Source organism: Streptomyces sp. NPDC104106, assembly GCF_055584345.1.
The window spans coordinates 240,224-256,774 of sequence record NZ_JBVJMF010000003.1 but is presented as its reverse complement, the minus strand read 5'-3'; the positions used below and the strand labels follow the sequence as shown (position 1 = coordinate 256,774).

At 74.9% G+C, this 16,551-nt stretch carries 7 protein-coding genes; 2 read left to right on the top strand and 5 right to left on the bottom strand.

Annotated features, from left to right (window positions below):
• Nucleotides 1-48: 48 nt before the first annotated feature.
• Genes ACZ60X_RS08475 through ACZ60X_RS08465 form a run of 3 tightly spaced genes read right to left on the bottom strand, consistent with a single transcriptional unit; the run spans nt 49 to nt 5,148 of the window.
• Complete coding sequence (locus tag ACZ60X_RS08475; RefSeq protein WP_469594991.1) at nt 49-2,799, bottom strand: alkaline phosphatase family protein; 2,751 nt, start codon at nt 2,797-2,799, stop codon at nt 49-51.
• 4 nt (nt 2,800-2,803) lie between these two features.
• Nucleotides 2,804-4,168, bottom strand: a complete 1,365-nt coding sequence (locus ACZ60X_RS08470) for an ABC transporter permease (RefSeq protein WP_469594989.1) — start codon at nt 4,166-4,168, stop codon at nt 2,804-2,806.
• Nucleotides 4,165-5,148, bottom strand: coding sequence for an ABC transporter ATP-binding protein (locus ACZ60X_RS08465; RefSeq protein ID WP_469594986.1), 984 nt, complete (start codon nt 5,146-5,148; stop codon nt 4,165-4,167). Before ACZ60X_RS08465 ends, ACZ60X_RS08470 begins: the two co-directional genes overlap by 4 nt.
• Nucleotides 5,149-5,932: 784 nt before the next feature.
• Between ACZ60X_RS08465 and ACZ60X_RS08460 the strand changes: the two genes are divergently transcribed.
• Entirely contained in the window at nt 5,933-6,286 is a 354-nt protein-coding gene (locus tag ACZ60X_RS08460; protein WP_469594983.1) for a hypothetical protein, read from the top strand.
• Here ACZ60X_RS08460 and ACZ60X_RS08455 read toward each other — a convergent pair.
• Together ACZ60X_RS08455 and ACZ60X_RS08450 are read right to left on the bottom strand one after the other, a co-directional pair.
• Nucleotides 6,276-6,560, bottom strand: coding sequence for a hypothetical protein (locus tag ACZ60X_RS08455; RefSeq protein ID WP_469594981.1), 285 nt, complete (start codon nt 6,558-6,560; stop codon nt 6,276-6,278). The two genes, ACZ60X_RS08460 and ACZ60X_RS08455, sit on opposite strands and share 11 nt — an antisense overlap.
• Nucleotides 6,561-7,156: 596 nt before the next feature.
• Nucleotides 7,157-8,260, bottom strand: a complete 1,104-nt coding sequence (locus ACZ60X_RS08450; protein ID WP_469594978.1) for an enoyl-CoA hydratase/isomerase family protein — start codon at nt 8,258-8,260, stop codon at nt 7,157-7,159.
• A 290-nt stretch (nt 8,261-8,550) separates the two neighbouring features.
• Between ACZ60X_RS08450 and ACZ60X_RS08445 the strand changes: the two genes are divergently transcribed.
• The gene (locus ACZ60X_RS08445) at nt 8,551-16,521 is read left to right on the top strand and encodes an SDR family NAD(P)-dependent oxidoreductase (RefSeq protein ID WP_469594975.1); all 7,971 of its coding nucleotides are present in this window, start codon (nt 8,551-8,553) and stop codon (nt 16,519-16,521) included.
• Nucleotides 16,522-16,551: the final 30 nt, after the last annotated feature.

Below are 16,551 nucleotides of genomic sequence, written 5' to 3'. Positions count from 1 at the left end.
CCTCTCCCCCCACAGGAGGTGCGCCGCACGTCCGTCTCGCGAGGTGGGTCAGCCGTCGTTCTCCGCGGACGGGATGTACGCGCCCGGCACGTCATTCGGCGCGAAGATCTTCTTCTCACCGGGGTACGGCGTGGTCCAGTTGTGCGTCTCGTACCAGGTGAGGTGGTTCATCTGCGCCGGGTTGGCGTAGTCGGGCACGGCGCCCGGCCCGGTCAGCCGCTGCTGCGACTTCCAGGTGTTCCACTCGGACACCAGGGACTTCTTGCCCGCCGGGACCTTCGTCGCCGGGACGAGAGCCGCCTTGTGGTTCTGCGCGGCCGGGGTGTCCACGCCGCACGACGGCGGGGTGCTCAGACCGTCGGTCAGCGAGGTCCGGTTGGGCAGCGCGTTGAACGGCGTGTAGTCCGGGCGCCGGGTGAACGCGCCGCGCATCGGGGTGGCCGCGCTGTCCTTCTGGTTCATCGGGCGGATCCCGAGGATCTGCTCGATGGTGCGGATCATGGTGATCTGCGAATAGTAGTGGCTGTCGACCGTGTCGTGCTGGGCCCAGGGGCTGATGATCTGGATCGGGGCGCGGTGGCCGTCGACGTGGTCCAGGCCGGCCTGGGAGTCGTCCTCGACGACGAAGATCGCCGAGTCCTTCCAGTACTTGCTGTGCGAGATCTCGTCGACGATCCTGCCGGTCGCGAGGTCGTTGTCCGCGACCTGGGCGGCGGGGCTCGCCGGACCACCGGTGTGGTCGCTGGAGAGCCAGAACATGTTCAGGTTCGCCGGGCCCTTCTTCTCGAAGTCCTGCTTCCAGATCTGGTACCGGTACTGGTCCGGGACGCTGGTGTCGAACTTCGGGAAGCCGGGCACCGACACGCTGTTGAGCGACGGGATCGGCGAAGAGGAGTTCAGCGGGTAGGCGGTGCCCTGTCCGGTGGCGTCCATGTTCTTGGCGTCGCAGTACAGGTTCTGCCAGGTCGCGCCGGACGGCTTGGTCAGGAACTGCTGGAACTCGCCGAAGTCCCGCACGCTCCTGCCGGCCGCCTGCGCGCCGGTCCACAGGAAGCCCGTCTTCTGGTGGCCGAGCGCGTCGTCCTCGGTGTCGTAGCTGCGCGCGTACTCGCCGGCCGAGGACTCGGTGTACTCGGGGTTGTCGGCCTGCATCAGCCAGTTGTGGCCCTCGGCCGAGTTCGTGCCGATGTCGTAGGTGTTGTCGTAGAGCCCGTACTGCTCCGCCATCGCGTGCTGGTTGGGCGTGACGTTCTCGCCGAACTGCGTCAGCGACGGGTCGCCGTTGCCCTTCGCGATGTCGCCGAAGAGCTGGTCGTAGGTCCGGTTCTCCTTGACGATCAGGAAGACGTGCTTGATCGTCGAGGGATCGCCGAGCCGCGCCGGGACCGGCACCGGCCTGGCCTTGCCGTGCTTGTTCGCGGTCTGGACGGCGCCCTCGGTCCAGCCGTTCTGCTGGAAGACCTTGCGGGTCTCGGACCGGATGACCCGGTCGCCGGGCAGCGCGAACTGCGTCAGGCTGGAGGTCGTGTCGTGGGTGCCGTGCCCGGCGCTGTCGGGGCGGCGGGCGTCGATGCCACGGGTGTTGGAGACGACCACCTCCTTGCCGACGGTGGTGATCTCGGACGGGAAGTAGTCCGTCGGGAGCAGGCCGACGTAGGAGACCGGCTCCTGCGCGGAGGTGTAGCGGTAGACGGCGACGGCGTTGGCGCGGCCGAGCGTCACGAGCAGGTGGCCGTCGTCGGTGAGGGTGACCGCGTTGGGCTCGTAGCCGACCGAGGCCTCCGGCCACGGCTGGGTGGAGATGGTCTGGACGACCTTGTCGTTCCTGGTGCTGATGACGGACACGTTGTTGTCGGCGGTGTTGGTGACGAACACCGCGCCGTGCCCCGCGTACACGGCGGTCGGGTGCAGACCGACGTCGATGGACCCGACGGCGGCGGCAGGGTTCTTCAGGTCGATGACGCTGACCGTGCCGGTGGTGGTGGCGCCGGTCCTGGGGTCGGCCGGGACCTGGGTGCCGTAGGAGTTGATCGTGGTGTCGCCGGGCTTGGCCGGGCGCCCGCCCTCGTTGCTGACGTAGAGCTTGTCGCCGGCCCGGACCATGCCGCGCGGGGCGTTGCCCACGGACCAGCTCTGCTTGATGGTGCCGGTGGCCGCGTCGATGGCGACCACCCGGTTCTGGCCGTTGACCGCGCAGTACACGGTGGAGCCGTCGGCGGAGAACACGGCCGCGCCGGCCAGGGCGTGCTTGGCGCCGTCGGCCGGGATCGGGACGGTCACCGGGTCGGCGAGGGTGCCGTCGGCGTTCACGGTGAACTTGGTGTAGCCGTCGGTCTGGCCCAGCCACAGCTGCTTGCCGTCGGGCGAGTACGCCGGGCTCTCCTGGCCGACGGCGCCGCTCTTGATGCGCAGGTCGTCGGCCGCGTTGGCGCCGACGCGCTGCTTGATCTGCCCGGTCCTGAGGTCCACGACGACGAGCGCCGCGTCGCCGTCGGCGACCGCGGCCGCCAGGTGTCTGCCGTCGGGGCTGACGGTCGAGGACATGATCTTGCCGTCGTTGATGACGAGACGGCTGCCGTACGGGGAGATGTACTGGTCGTCGGCGATGACCTGGCCCTTGTCGGTGACCTGGCCGACCTGCTGGGTGCCGAACTGCTGGGTCGAGGCCACGGCGGTGCCGGTGGCCAGGGCCGCCGTGGTGATGCAGGCCGTGAGCAGCGTCGCCCGGCGGCCCACGCGTCTGCCCAGCACGACGAAGTACTCCTTCTCGGCTGGCCGGCGACGGCGCGTTATCTGCATGACGTCATCCCTTCGGGGAGGTGGGGAGCAGGTCGACGTCGCCGTCGAACTGCCAGAGCGGGTTCGGCGCGTCTCCGGTCGAGGTGCGCACGAGGAAGTAGCCGTTCACTTCCTTCGGTCCGTCGCCGTCGGCCACGAACCGGCCGTCGGCGGTGATGTCGAGCTGGTACACGGCCTGGCCCGCGGTCTGGGTGCCGGGCAGGCGCCAGGAGACGACGCAGCGCCAGTCGTTGCCGGCGCCCTCCGCGCCGTCGGCGACGTCGCCCTTGGTGCAGGCGGCCGTGGACCTCAGCTGTGCCTCGGTGACGGCGGGGCGGTGGAGCTGGGCGGTCTGCATCCGGTAGAGGTGGGCGAAGGCCGTGGCGAGGGAGCGCTCGACCTTGTCCTGCCGGATGCCGGAGCCGCCGGCCGCGCCGGTCACCGCGGCGACGACCGCGACGGTGACGGCGACGAGCGCGGCGAGCGGCAGCAGCCCGGCGGTGAGCGCGCGGCGCGCCGATCCGTCCTCCGTCGAGTTGGTGAAGTCGCGCCGCAGGAAGAGCAGATACGCGATCGCCGTCGCCGTCACGGCCCACACCAGGCTGACCACGATGCCGATGACGAGCGGGGCGAGCTGGGCGGGGCTCGCGAACAGGCCGTTCCAGGCGATGAACGCCCAGCCGGGCAGGGCGAGTCGGACGGCGACGGGCAGCGGCAACATCTGGGCGAGCTGCATCGTGAGGGCGACGACCGCGGGCAGCAGCAGTCCCATCGGGGACCGGCCGAGGACGACGGACCCGAGGAGTCCGATGCCGGCGAGGGCCAGCGTCGGGGCCAGCACGCAGAGCCAGGCCAGCAGGACCTTGCCGGCCGCGTCGCCGGGAGCGAGCAGATGGCCGTCGAGGCCGACCAGCGGGTGGTCGCCGACCGCGAGCAGCCCGCCGGCCGTGCTCGACGCGGCCAGCCCGGCCACGAGCAGCAGGATGACGGTGAGACTCGCCAGTGCCTTCGCCACGAAGATCCGGCGGGGTGAGCGGACCGCCACGAGCAGGTGCCGCCAGGTGCCGAGCCGGTCCTCGGAGGCGAACACGTCGCCGGCGACCACGGAGGTCAGCAGCGGCAGTGCCCAGGTGCCCGAGAAGCCGAGGATGACCAGGGGGCCGGCCCAGCCGCTGGCGAGCATCCAGCGGCCGAAGAGGGTGTCGGAGGGCAGGGTGCTCTGCTGGCCGACTCCGGCGACGAAGAGCCCGGGCGCGGTCCAGCAGGCGAGGACCAGCAGCCGGATGCGCCACTGCGAGACGAGCTTGAGGAGTTCGAAGCGGTAGCCGCGGGCCACGGAGACCCGGGTGGCCCCGGCGACGGGCGGGGGGACTAGGGCGGTCGCGGTCATCTGTCGGCCTCCTGCTGCCCGCCGTCGCTGCGGCGCTGTCCGGCGTCGGCGGTCCGCTGCTCGGTCAGCGCGAGGAACGCGGCCTCCAGCGGGGACACCACGGGCGCGAGTTCGCGCAAGGAGACGCCTTCGCGGACGAGTCGGGTCACGAGTTCGTCCAGGTCGGGGACGAGGGCGCGGACGACGAGGGCGTCGGTGCCCTGGGGTGCGCCGGCCCCGTCGACGGTGCGGATCCCGGCCGCTTCGGCGGCGAGCCGACGGGCGGCCCGCGGGTCGGAGGTGACAAGCCGGTAGTCGAGTTCGCGGTTCTCGGCGGCCAGCTTGCCCAGCGGGCCGGAGAAGACGACCCGCCCGGTGGCGAGGATGGTGACCTCGGAGCACAGGGCCTCCAGGTCGTCCATGCGGTGGCTGGAGAGCACGACGCTCGTCCCGTCGGCAGCGAGCCGGTTGAGGACGCCGTGCACGTGCCTCTTCCCGGCCGGGTCCAGACCGTTGGAGGGCTCGTCCAGTACGAGCAGCCGGGGCCTGGTGAGCAGGGCGGCGGCGAGGCCGAGCCGCTGGCGCATGCCCAGGGAGAAACCGCGGGCCTTGTCGTCGGCGACGTCGGTGAGTCCGACCTGCGCGAGCACGTCGTCGATGCCGGCCGCCCTTGCGTCCTGGCCGCGCAGTGCGGCCAGCGCGGCGAGGTTCTGCCGTGCGGTGAGAGAGGGGTAGAGACCGGGCCCGTCCACGAACCCGGCGACGCCGTGGGGGGCGGCGGAGGTCCGCCCGACCGGGGTGCCGAGGATGTCGAGAGTGCCGCTGTCGGCGACGGCCAGGCCGAGCAACAGACCGAGCAGGGTTGTCTTGCCGGCCCCGTTCGGCCCGACCAGACCGTGGATCTGACCTTGTGCCACGTCCAGATCAACGCCATCGAGTGCGACGACGTCACCGAAACACTTCGTGATGCCGCGCGCCCGGATCGCGTGGAGTGTGTCCATGAGCCCCTTCCTTCACAAGCCTCAAGGAGGTTAGGGAGGGCACACAACAGTGACAGGGGGCGCCAGTTGAACGCTAGGGGAACGGAAGCCAACCGCCACCCTCGCTCCGGGTGGCGGTTCGTCGGTGGATCTGTGTTCCAACTGACCTACGATCAACGGCAGTTGTACGGACACCGGGGTGCCGGCTGTCAGCAGTCTCACCGGAATGACAGCAGGCCGACCCCCAGGGCGCTGGTGCCGTTCTGGAGCAGCAGGACGGTCACGACGAGGGACGCGACGAAGGTGAGCGGCAGGCCCAGCACTCTGCACAGGGCGGCCGCAGCGGGCGCAGGCTGCCGCAGCGCCGCCAGACCCAGAGCACGACCCCGACCGCGAGCGGGGCGACGAACAGCGGGACGACCGAGGCGACCGGCAGGTTCTGCAGCATCTCCTCGACGGCGAACCCCCCTCGACGAACGTGCAGTCACCGAGGGCGGCGACGGCCCGGGCGGCGCCCCGGATCCGCTTGCGCTACAGGTGCGGCACCTGGGCGCCTCCCCCGCACCGTTCCGCCACGCACCGGCTTCCGCCACCCTCCGCACGCTCGCCGAAGCCGCCGACCACGCCACGGCGAAACCGCGGGCCGGGTGATCATGGACACGGTGATGAACCTCGACCTGGACAGGCCTGGGGGAGCTACGGCTTCACCACGCTGTACCGCCGCACGGGTCAGGAGCCGTTCCCGGCCACGGCTCGCGGACTCGCCGACTACGCGGCGAGGGCGCTGACCTCGGACCACGTGCCCGTGTGGAACCCCCGGGCGCCGCAGCAACCCCATGACGTCAAGGACGCCTCGGCGGGCGCGGTCATGGCCCGCGGTCTGCTCGGCCTGTCCGCCGCGACGGGCACGTCGCGCCACCGCGCCATCGCGCTGCGGATCCTCACCGCGCTCTGCGAGGCCTGCCTGACCACGAGATCCACCCGCGCGCAGGCCACGGTCGTCCGCTGTACCCGCAACCGCCCGGCCGAGGACGGGACCGGGGCATCCGTGCCCTGCGCCGACCGCTACCTGCCGGAAGGCATCCTGCGGGTGCTCCAGCCACAGGACGCCGACCGGGCCATCGACCTGTCGACCACGGCGCGCGCCGTCACCGGCTGAACAGGCCGTCGGGGGGCCACTCCGCCGCACCGGCCTGCAGCAGGAGCAGCCGGGCCAGGCCGCGTGCCTCGTCCGGCGTGAGCGACGCCCACGCCCCCGGCTCGCCGCCCCGGTCCTCACCGACGTCCAGGGCGATCCGGCTCACGGGCCGGTCCGGACGCCCGAGGCGCAGGCGCCGCACCTCGATCCTGCGGCCGCACGCGGTCACGAGACGGCACTCGTCCGCGGGGCTTTGCTCGATGCCCTCGTACCGGTCGTGTCCCGCCGTCGCCATCGGTCCCACGCTCCCTTCGCCAGTCGGTGCCGGCCCCTGCCGTCGCCGCTCCGTGCAGCACGCTGTCGGCCGGATTTGTTCCCGTCCCCGCCGGTGCGGGGCCGACGGACGGCCCGACGGCCGCTCAGGTGCGTGTGGCCGTCCGGACGTCCGGCCATACGGCTGCGGCGCGCGGGCGCCGGTGTCCCGGCCGCCGCCCGGCCGACCGCCCTCGGCGTTCGTCCTGAGCCATGGGCGGAGGGCACAACGGTGCCGAGCCGTGGTGCGGGGCGACGGACCGGCCGAGGCGCCGGACGACGAACCGACCGGAGATGCCTGGCCACGGACCGGCCAGGCAAGGGCACCAGACAACGGACCGGCCGGGGGTGGCCGGCGGCCGCGGGGTTGGCTCACGGGGGCCGAGGCCTGCGGGGCCGGCGCGGACGGCCGAGGGCCCCCGTAGGCGGCCGAGGGGCCCGCGCAGACGGTGGCGTGTCCGTGCCGCCGCTTCCCCCTCGTGCCGCGCTGCGCCGGCCCGGCCGACGCCGCCTGCGTCCGACGTGATCGTGTGGGCGGTGCCCCGACGAGGCGCCGGTGGCCCTCCGGGGCCTCGGCCGTCAGGTCGTCGAGGTCGGCGGGGCGATGTCAGGCGCGGCGAGGCCCAGTTCGCGCTCACCGAGCGCGGTGAAGAAGCGGTCCACGTCGGTGTCGGTGACCTCCGCGAGGGTCGCCGGCGACCAGCGGGGTGCGCGGTCCTTGTCGATGACCTGGGCGCGGATGCCCTCGACGAGATCGTGGGTGCTCAGGGACGCGCAGGAGACGCGGTACTCCTGGTCGAGCACCCGCTCCAGCGAGCCGAGGGCCCGGGCGCGGCGGACCGCGGCCAGGGTGACCTTCAACGAGGTGGGCGACTTGGCGAGCAGCGTCTCGGCCGCCTCCTTGGCGCTCGGGTCGCCGTGCCCGAGCAGCCGGTCCAGGATCTCCTCGACGGTGCCGGCGCCGTAGCAGGCGTCGATCCACTCCCGCCGCTCGGCCAACTCGCCGTGGGGCGCGGGCCGGCCGTGACGCGCGAGCGCCTCGGGCACGGACAGCCCGGCCAGGTCGGCGGCGAGGTCGCGCAGCGCGGCAGAGGGTACGTAGTGGTCGGCGAGCCCGCACAGCAGGGCGTCACCGGCGCCGATCCGGTCACCGGTGAGCGCGAGGTGGGTGCCCAGCTCGCCGGGTGCGCGGCCGAGCAGATGCGTGCCGCCCACGTCGGGCACGAAGCCGATCCCGGTCTCCGGCATCGCGACCTGCGACCGCTCGGTGACGATCCGGACACCGCCGTGTGCCGACAGACCGACCCCGCCGCCCATCACGATGCCGTCCATGAGGGCGACGTACGGCTTGGGGTAGTGGGCGATGCGGGCGTTGAGGTGGTACTCGTCGCGCCAGAACGCGGCCGAGGCGGTGCCGTCGCCGTCGCGGGCGTCGTCGTGGACGGCGCGGATGTCACCGCCCGCGCACAGGCCGCGCTCCCCCGCGCCGGTCAGTACCACGGTCTCCACCGCCGGGTCGTGCTCCCACGCGGTCAGGGCCGCGTCGATGCGGCGGACCATCTCGTGGTTGAGGGCGTTGAGGGCGCTGGGCCGGTTGAGGGTGATGTGTGCGGCCCGGCCGGCGGTGTGGAACAGGACGGGTTCGCCGGTGTGCGACAGGCCGGTTGCCGTGGTGGCGGTCATCCGCACACCTCCGTCCGGCCACGGGCCACGATGACGCGCATGATCTCGTTGGTTCCTTCCAGACTCCGGTACCCCCGCGGGCCTGCGCCGATCCTCTCAGTACCGTGCGCGGGCGTCGGGGGCGCCCCGGTGGAACGGGCGGGCGCGGACCGGTGTCCTACTCGGTACGGTGCCCGGCCGATCACGCCGCGGGGCCCGCGAGCCGTTGACGTAGCGTGTCCGCGGGGGGTCGTAGGCTGCTCAACAGGGCGGCGTGCGGCGGGCGTTGGAGCGAGTGAGGGAGAAGCCTGGTGGGTGCGGCGGAGGCGTTCGAGGTGCGGCCTGTCCCGGAGTTGCTCGTGGCGAACGCCCGGCGCCATGGCGGCCGGCTCGCGTTCGCCGACGACCGGCGCGCGGTGAGCTGGGCCGAACTGGAGCGCAGGACCGCGCGGTTGGCCGCCCGGCTCCAGGTAGGGCGGGGTGCCCGGGTGGCGTTCTGCCTCGACGACGGCGTGGAGCTGGTCGAGGGGCTGCTCGCCACGGTGCGGGCCGCCGCGATCGGGGTGCCGCTGAGTTCGCGCGGCACCGATACCGAACTCGCGGCGCTGCTGGCCGACTGCGATCCGGCCGTGCTCGTCACCGACCGGCGGAACCTGCGACGGCTCGCGCCGCTGACGGCCGGGCGGCCGGTCCGGCTGGTGGTGACCGGCGACGGCACGCCGCCGGAGGGAACCGTGGGCTTCGAGGCCCTGGCCGCCGCCCCGCCGCCCGGTACCCGCCTCGAAGACCCGCCCGGCACCCCGCCGCACACCGCACCGCACGAAGACGCCGCCGAGACCGCCGCGCGCGATGCCGGCCGAGCCGATCCGTCGGCCGGGCCGTCCGTCGAGCCGTGCGACGACCTCGGCCTGGACGAGCCGGCCTGGCTGATCTACACCTCCGGCACGTCCGGTACGCCCAGGGCCGCGGTGTCCAGCCAGCGGTCCGCGCTGTGGTCCCCGGTCGCCTGCTATGTGCCCCGGCTCGGGCTGTCCGCGGCGGACCGGGTGCTGTGGCCGCTGCCGCTCGCGCACACCTACGCCCACTCGCTGTGCGTCCTCGGCACCACGGTGGCCGGGGCGAGCGCGCGGATCACCGCGGTGTCCGAACCGGCTGCGCTGGTGCGGCTGGTGACCGAGTTCGCCCCGACCGTGCTGGGCGGTGTGCCCCTCGTCTACCAGCGGTTGCTCGACGCCGGACTGGGCGAGGTGCCCTCGCTGCGCTTCTGTGTCACCGCCGGCGCGCCCAGTGACGCGGAGCTGCGTGCGCGGGTCCGCGCCCGCTTCGGCGCCCCGCTGCTGGACGGCTACGGCAGCACCGAGACCTGCGGCAAGATCGCCATGGAGGGGCTCCCGTCCGACGGGCCGGCGGTGCCCGGCACCAGCGGGCCGCCGCTGCCCGCAACGGACGTCCGGATCGTCGACCCGCGGACCGGACAGGACACCGGCGAGGGCGAGATCTGGGTGCGCGGGCCCGGTGTGATGCTCGGCTATCACCGCCGGCCCGAGGAGACCGCCCGGGCCCTGCACGAGGGCTGGTACCGCACGGGTGACCTGGGCCGGTTCGTCGAGCACGGGTGTCTGGTCGTCACCGGCCGGGTGAACGACCGTATCGTGCGCGGCGGGGAGAACGTCGACCCGGCCGAGGTCGAGCACGTGCTGCGCACTCTGCCCGGGGTCCGGGACGCGGCCGTGGTGGCACGGGCCCATCCGCTGCTCGGCGAAGTGCCGGTGGCGTTCGTGGTGCCCGAGCGGCAGAGCCTCGATCCGGCGGCCCTGGTGCGGGCCTGCGCCGAGGTGCTGTCGGCGCACAAGGTGCCCGAGGAGGTCCTGTTCACCCCGGCCGTGCCTCGCACCGCCGGGGGCAAGCCGCGCCGGGCACTGCTGCGCGAGGCGCTGGCCGGCGGACGGCCCGCCGAGCCGGCACTCGCGCGGCTGGCCGGTCTGCCGCCCGGTGCGCGGCGGGCCGCGCTGACCGAGCTGGTGTGCGCGGAGGTCACGGCGGTGCGCGCGGTGGCCGCCGACCCCGGTACCGCGTTCGCGGACCTCGGTGTGACCTCGATGGACGCGATGACCCTGTGGCACCGGCTCAGCGTGCGCACCGGGCTGCGGCTGCCGGCGACGCTCTTCTGGGACCATCCGACGCCGGCCGCCGTCGCCGCCCACCTGGACACCCGGCTGCACGCACCGGTACCGGTACCGGCATCGGGGCCCGGCGCCGCGCCCGCTCCCCTTCCCGCGACGGCGGCGCCGCGGCGCGGCCCGCGGGCGGAGCCGGTGGCGATCGTGGCCGCCGGCTGCCGTTATCCGGGCGGGGTGACCGCTCCCGAGGACCTGTGGCGCGTGGTGGCCGAAGGCGTCGACGCCACCGGTGAGTTCCCCGCCGACCGGGGCTGGGACCTCGCCTCCCTGCACCATCCCGACCCCGACCGGCCCGGCACGACGTACGTCCGCCGTGGCGGGTTCCTGGAGCGCGTGGCGGACTTCGACCCGCTCTTCTTCGGTATGTCACCCCGTGAGGCCCTGGCCACCGATCCGCAGCAGCGTCTGCTGCTGGAGGTCGCCTGGGAGACCCTGGAGCGGGCGGGCGTCGCGGCGCCGGCGCTGCGCGGCAGCGCCACCGGGGTGTTCGTCGGGCTGATGCACGTGGGCTACGGCGCCGGGGTGTCCCCGCACGAACTGGAGTCGCACGTCGCCATCGGGTCGTCGGGCAGTGTGGCCTCGGGGCGCCTCGCGTACGTCCTGGGGCTGCGCGGGCCGGTGCTGACCCTGGACACGGCGTGTTCGTCCTCGCTGGTCGCGCTGGACCTGGCCGCGAAGTCGCTGCGGGCCGGGGAGTGCACGCTGGCGCTGGCGGGCGGGGTGACGGTGCTGTCGAGCCCCCAGCCGTTCATCGCGTTCAGCCGTCAGCGGGCGCTGTCGCCGGACGGGCGGTGCCGGTCGTTCGCCGCGGGCGCGGACGGCACGGCGTGGGGCGAGGGCGTCGGGCTGGTCCTGCTGGAGAAGCTGTCGGACGCCCGGCGCAACGGCCATCCGGTGCTGGCCGTGCTGCGCGGGTCCGCCGTGAACTCGGACGGCGCGTCGAACGGCCTGACCGCGCCCAGCGGCACGGCACAGCGGGAGCTGATCAGGCTGGCCCTGGCCGACGCGGGGCTGCGGGCCTGCGACGTCGACGCCGTCGAGGGGCACGGGACGGGAACCGCGCTGGGCGATCCGATCGAGGCCGGCGCGCTCCTCGACACGTACGGCCAGGACCGCGACCCGGCCGACCCGCTGTGGCTGGGCTCGGTCAAGTCGAACCTCGGTCACACCCAGGCCGCGGCGGGAGTGGCGGGTGTGATCAAGATGACCGAGGCGATGCGCCACGGCGAACTCCCCGCCTCGCTCCACGCGGAGCGGCCGTCGCCGCACGTCGACTGGTCGGCCGGGGCGGTACGGCTGCTCGACCGGGCGCGCCCCTGGCCCCGGCGCGGCCGGCCGCGCCGGGCGGCCGTCTCGTCGTTCGGCATCGGGGGGACGAACGCGCACGTGATCATCGAGGAGGCGGTGGCCGAGGACCGGCCGGGGACGGGCGACACACCGCCGGCCGGACATCGCCGTCCGCCGGTCACGCCCTGGCTCGTCGGTGGCGGTGACGAGGCCGGGCTGCGCGCCCATGCCGCCCGGCTGGCGGCCGCGTTGGCCGACGTCGCCGACGACGCCTCCGCGCTGGACGCCGCGTACTCGCTCGCGACGACCAGAGCGCCGCTCTCCCACCGGGCCGCCGTCCTCGCCACCGGGCCCGCGGGCCTGCTCGCAGGGCTGCGGGAGCTGGCCGAGGGCACCGACAGCCCGGCGCTGCTGCGCGGCACCGCCCGGACCCGGCCTCCGGTGGCGCTGCTCTGTGCCGGCCAGGGCGCCCAACTGAGCGGCATGGGCGCTGAGTTGCGCGCCGCCTTCCCGGTCTTCGACGCGGCGTTCACCGCGCTGTGCGACGCGTTCACCCCGTGGCTGGAGCGGCCGCTGCTGGGCGTGATCGACGCCCCGGCCGGTGCCCCGGAGGAGAGACTGCTGCACCGCACGGACTACGCGCAGCCCGCCCTGTTCGCCTTCGAGGTCGCCGTGCACGCGCTGCTCGCCGACGTCGGCGTACGGCCGGACCACCTGGTCGGCCACTCGATCGGCGAGCTGGCCGCCGCGCACCTCGCCGGGGTGTTCTCACGGGACGACGCCGTACGCCTCGTCGCCGCCCGTGGCCGGCTGATGGCCGCTCTGCCGCCCGGCGGCGCGATGGTCGCGGTGCGGGCGCCGCTCGCCGAGGTGACGCCTCTGCTGGACCGCGCGCCCGGCCGGGTCGCTGTCGCGGCGCTCAACGGGCCGGCGTCGGTCGTGCTCTCGGGGGACGAGGACGCGGTGACGGCGCTGGCCGCGGCGCTCGCGGCGCCCACGCGACGGCTCCGGGTGAGCCATGCCTTCCACTCGCCGCTGGTGGACCCGATGCTGGCGGAGTTCCGCGCGGTCGCCGAGTCGGTGACCTACCACCGGCCGTCCGTGCCGGTAGTGTCCACGCTCACCGGCCGCCCCGAGCCGGACGCGCTCGCCACCGCCGAGTACTGGGTACGGCAGGCCCGCGAGCCGGTGCTGTTCGCCGACGCCGTGGGGCGGTTGGCCGAGCAGGGCGTGACGGTGTTCCTGGAGGCCGGGCCGTCCGGTGCGCTCGGCGCGGCGGCCGAGGAGTGCGTGGCGCCGGAGGCGGGCGCGGTGTTCGCGTCCTGCACCGGAGCGCGCACGGCACTGGAGGCGCTGGCCGCGCTGCACGTGCACGGGGTGACGGTCGACTGGCCGGCGGTGTACGCGGGCAGCGGCGCCCGGCGGCGTCCGCTGCCCACCTATCCCTTCCAGCGGCAGCGCTACTGGCTGAACGCCGTACGGCACCCGGACACGGCCGGCCATCCGCTGCTGGGGCGGCCCCAGCCCGACGCCGACGGACCCGGGATCCGGCACACCGCCGTCCTGTCCACGGCCCGCCACCCCTGGCTGGCCGACCACGTGATCGGCGACCGGGTGACGGCGCCCGCGACCCTCTTCGCCGAGCTGGCCGCGCGGGCCACCGGCACGCCCGGTGCCGTCCGCCTCGCCGAACTGGCCTTCCACGAGCCGCTCGTGCTGCCCCCGGCGCAGCGCGCTCAGGTGCAGGTGGTGGCCGGGGCGGCGGACGGTACGGACGGGCGCCCGGTGACCGTCTGGGCGCGCGGGACCGATGCCGCCGGGCCGTGGACCCGGCACGCCACCGCCACGGTCACCGCGGCACCGGCGGCGCCCGCCGCCGCGTCCGCCGGGGCGTGGCCGCCCCCGGGCTCCGTGCGGATCCCCGTCGACTATCCGCGTCTCGCCGCGTCGTACGGCCTGCGCTACGGGCCCGCCTTCCGCGCGGTGACCGCGCTGTGGCGCCGGGACGGCGAGGTCCACGCCGAGCTGGCCCTGCCGCCCGGCGAAGCGGCGACCGCCGGTTCGTACACCCTGCACCCCGCGCTGTTCGACGCGGCGCTGCATGCCGCGCTGCTGGCCGAGGAGCCGCCGCACGGGCGGGCGAGCGGGCCCCGGGTACCGGTGGCCTGCACGGGCGTGACCGTGTGGGCGCCCGGTGCCTGCGCCGGGCGCGCCGTGGTACGCCGGCTGGGCCCGGACGAGTTCCGGGTCGTCCTCACCGACCTGGCCGGCCGCCCGCTCGCCGCCGTGGAGTCCGTGGTCACCCGCCCGCTTGCGGCGGCGCTCCGGGCCGCCGCCGGGCCGTACCACCTCACCTGGCGGCCCGCGGCCCCGGTCCACGCGGCCGTCCCCGCGTACGAGGTGCTCGACGTGGCCGCGCGGGCCGGGGGCCTGCCGGCCGGCACCGCCGTGCCCGACCGGGTGCGGGGCCTGGTCACCGCCGTACTGGAGCGGGTACGCGCGTGGACCTCCGATGCGCGGCCCGGCTGTCTGCTGGTGCTGACACGCAACGCCACCGGCGACGATCCGGACCTCGCCGAGGCGGCGGTCGCCGGGCTCGTACGCAGCGCCCAGTCCGAGCATCCCGGGCGGATCGTGCTGGTCGACGGGCGGGGCACACCGGTGTCGCCGGCGGACGCCGAGACGGCACTGCGGTGCGGCGAGCCCCAGGTCGCCGTGTCCGGCGGTGTGCCCCTGGCGCCCCGGCTCGCCCCCGCCGACCCGCCGTCCGGCGAACCGGCCGCCCTGGATCCCGAGGGGACGGTGATCGTCACCGGCGGCACCGGAGCGCTCGGGGCGAGCCTCGCCCGGTATCTGGTGGCGCAACGCGGTGTCCGGCACCTGCTGCTGGTCAGCCGCGCCGGCCGGGTCCCCAGGTGGGCGGGCGATCTGCCGGCCGCGGTGCGCGCGGCGGCCTGCGACGTGAGCGACGGCGCGGCCGTCGCCGCGCTGGTCGCGTCCTGCCGGCCGGCGCCGACGGCGGTGTTCCATCTGGCCGGGGTCGTGGACGACGGTGTGGTGGACACCATGACCGCCGAGCGGCTCGCGGCCGTGCTCCGCCCGAAGGCGGAGGGCGCCTGGCATCTGCACGAGGCGACGCGGCACCTCACCCTGTCCGCGTTCGTGCTGTACTCCTCGGCGGCCAGCGTGCTCGGCCGGCCCGGCCAGGCCAACTACGCGGCCGCGAACGGGTTCCTGGACGCGCTCGCCCGGCACCGGGCGGCCCGGGGACTGCCCGCGCAGGCGCTGGCCTGGGGCCCGTGGTCGACGGCGGGCGAGGCGGGGATGGCGGGCCGTGTCGCACCGCGGCGCCTCGCCGAGGGGGGCGTCCTGCCCGTCACCGAGCGCGAGGGCATCGCCCTGCTCGACAGGGCGATGCGCCATGCGGAACGCGTGCTGGTGCCGCTCGCGCTGGACCTCGCGGCGGCGGACCGCGGCCCGGCCACCCCGGCCGTCCTCGCGGACCTCCTGCCGGGGCCGGCGGGCCGGACCGGCGACCCGGCCGGTACCGAACCCGCCGTCACCAGCCTGCCGTCCGCCGCATCCGTGGCGCAGACGCCCGGGGCGTGGCGCGAGCGGCTCGCCGCCGTCGCGGCGGCCGAACGCGAACCGCTGCTGGCCGAGTTGATCCGTGCCGAGGTCGCGGTGGTGCTGGGCTTCACGGACCCGGCCGCGCTCCCCGCCGACCGGGCCTTCACCGAGCTGGGCTTCGACTCCCTGACGGCCGTGCAACTGCGCAACCGGCTCAGCGCGTTCACGCGGGTGCGGCTGGCCCCGACCGTCGTACTGGAGCATCCCACGCCGGCCGAACTGGCGGCACACGTCCATGCGGCGCTGATCGGGGCGGGCGCGCTGCCGCGAGCCGGTGCCGGGACGCCGGAGCCGGACACCGGCACGACGGGCGCGAAGCCCACGGCACCCGGCACCGGAACCCGCTCCCCGTCCGCCGGACCGGCGTACCGGTTCAGCCGCCTGTACCACCAAGTCCTGCGCGAGAAAGGCCCCTTGGAGGCGATGGGGTTGCGCTGTCTGGCGTCGTACGCCCTGGTCTGCTTCACCGCGGCCGAACGTGCCCGGCACACGGTCGCGCCGGTCCGGCTCGCCCACGGCGGCAGCGGCACACCCCTCGTGTACCTCCCCGACTACCTCACACCGCACCACCGCGTCCCCACCGCCCTGGCGGACCGGTTCGACGGCGAGCGCGACATGTTCCTGCTGGAGCATCCCGGCTTCGGCCCGGCCGGCCGGGCCGTACCGGACGGCATGGCGACACTCGCGCGGACCCACGCCGACACCGTACGGACACTGCCCCTCGCCGCCGCGCCCGTCCTCGTCGGCTACTGCGCGGGCGGTGTGATCGCCCATGCCGTGGCCCGGCGGCTCGCCGGGGCGGGACAGGCGCCCGCCGGGGTGATCCTGATCGACTCCCACGCCGGACTGCTGCGGCGCGACGACCCGCGCGGGCTGGCACTGGTGTCCGCGGGCGCCGATCTGCCCGACGAGCTGGCCGACCGGCTGGACGACTCCCTGTTGATCACCGGTGGCGGCTACGCCCGCGTCCTGGAGAACTGGGAGCCCGAACCGTCACCGGTGCCGACCCTGCTGCTGCGGGGCCGTCCCACCCCGCACATGCGGCGCATCGCGCCCGACGCGGACTGGCGGCCGCGGTGGCCGCTCCCCCACGACCACGCCGACCTCCCCGGCGACCACGATTCCGCGCTCCGCCGGCACGCCGACGGAACGGCCGCGGCGATCCGTGCCTGGCCGGCCGAGTGACCGGGACACCACTGACCACGCGTGAGAACA

Excerpts from the sequence above, each read along its gene's own strand:
- ACZ60X_RS08455 (WP_469594981.1), bottom strand. The coding sequence starts at position 6,560 with ATGGCGACGGCGGGACACGACCGGTACGAGGGCATCGAGCAAAGCCCC.
- ACZ60X_RS08450 (WP_469594978.1), bottom strand. The coding sequence starts at position 8,260 with ATGACCGCCACCACGGCAACCGGCCTGTCGCACACCGGCGAACCCGTC.
- ACZ60X_RS08465 (WP_469594986.1), bottom strand. The coding sequence starts at position 5,148 with ATGGACACACTCCACGCGATCCGGGCGCGCGGCATCACGAAGTGTTTC.
- ACZ60X_RS08470 (WP_469594989.1), bottom strand. The coding sequence starts at position 4,168 with ATGACCGCGACCGCCCTAGTCCCCCCGCCCGTCGCCGGGGCCACCCGG.
- ACZ60X_RS08475 (WP_469594991.1), bottom strand. The coding sequence starts at position 2,799 with ATGCAGATAACGCGCCGTCGCCGGCCAGCCGAGAAGGAGTACTTCGTC.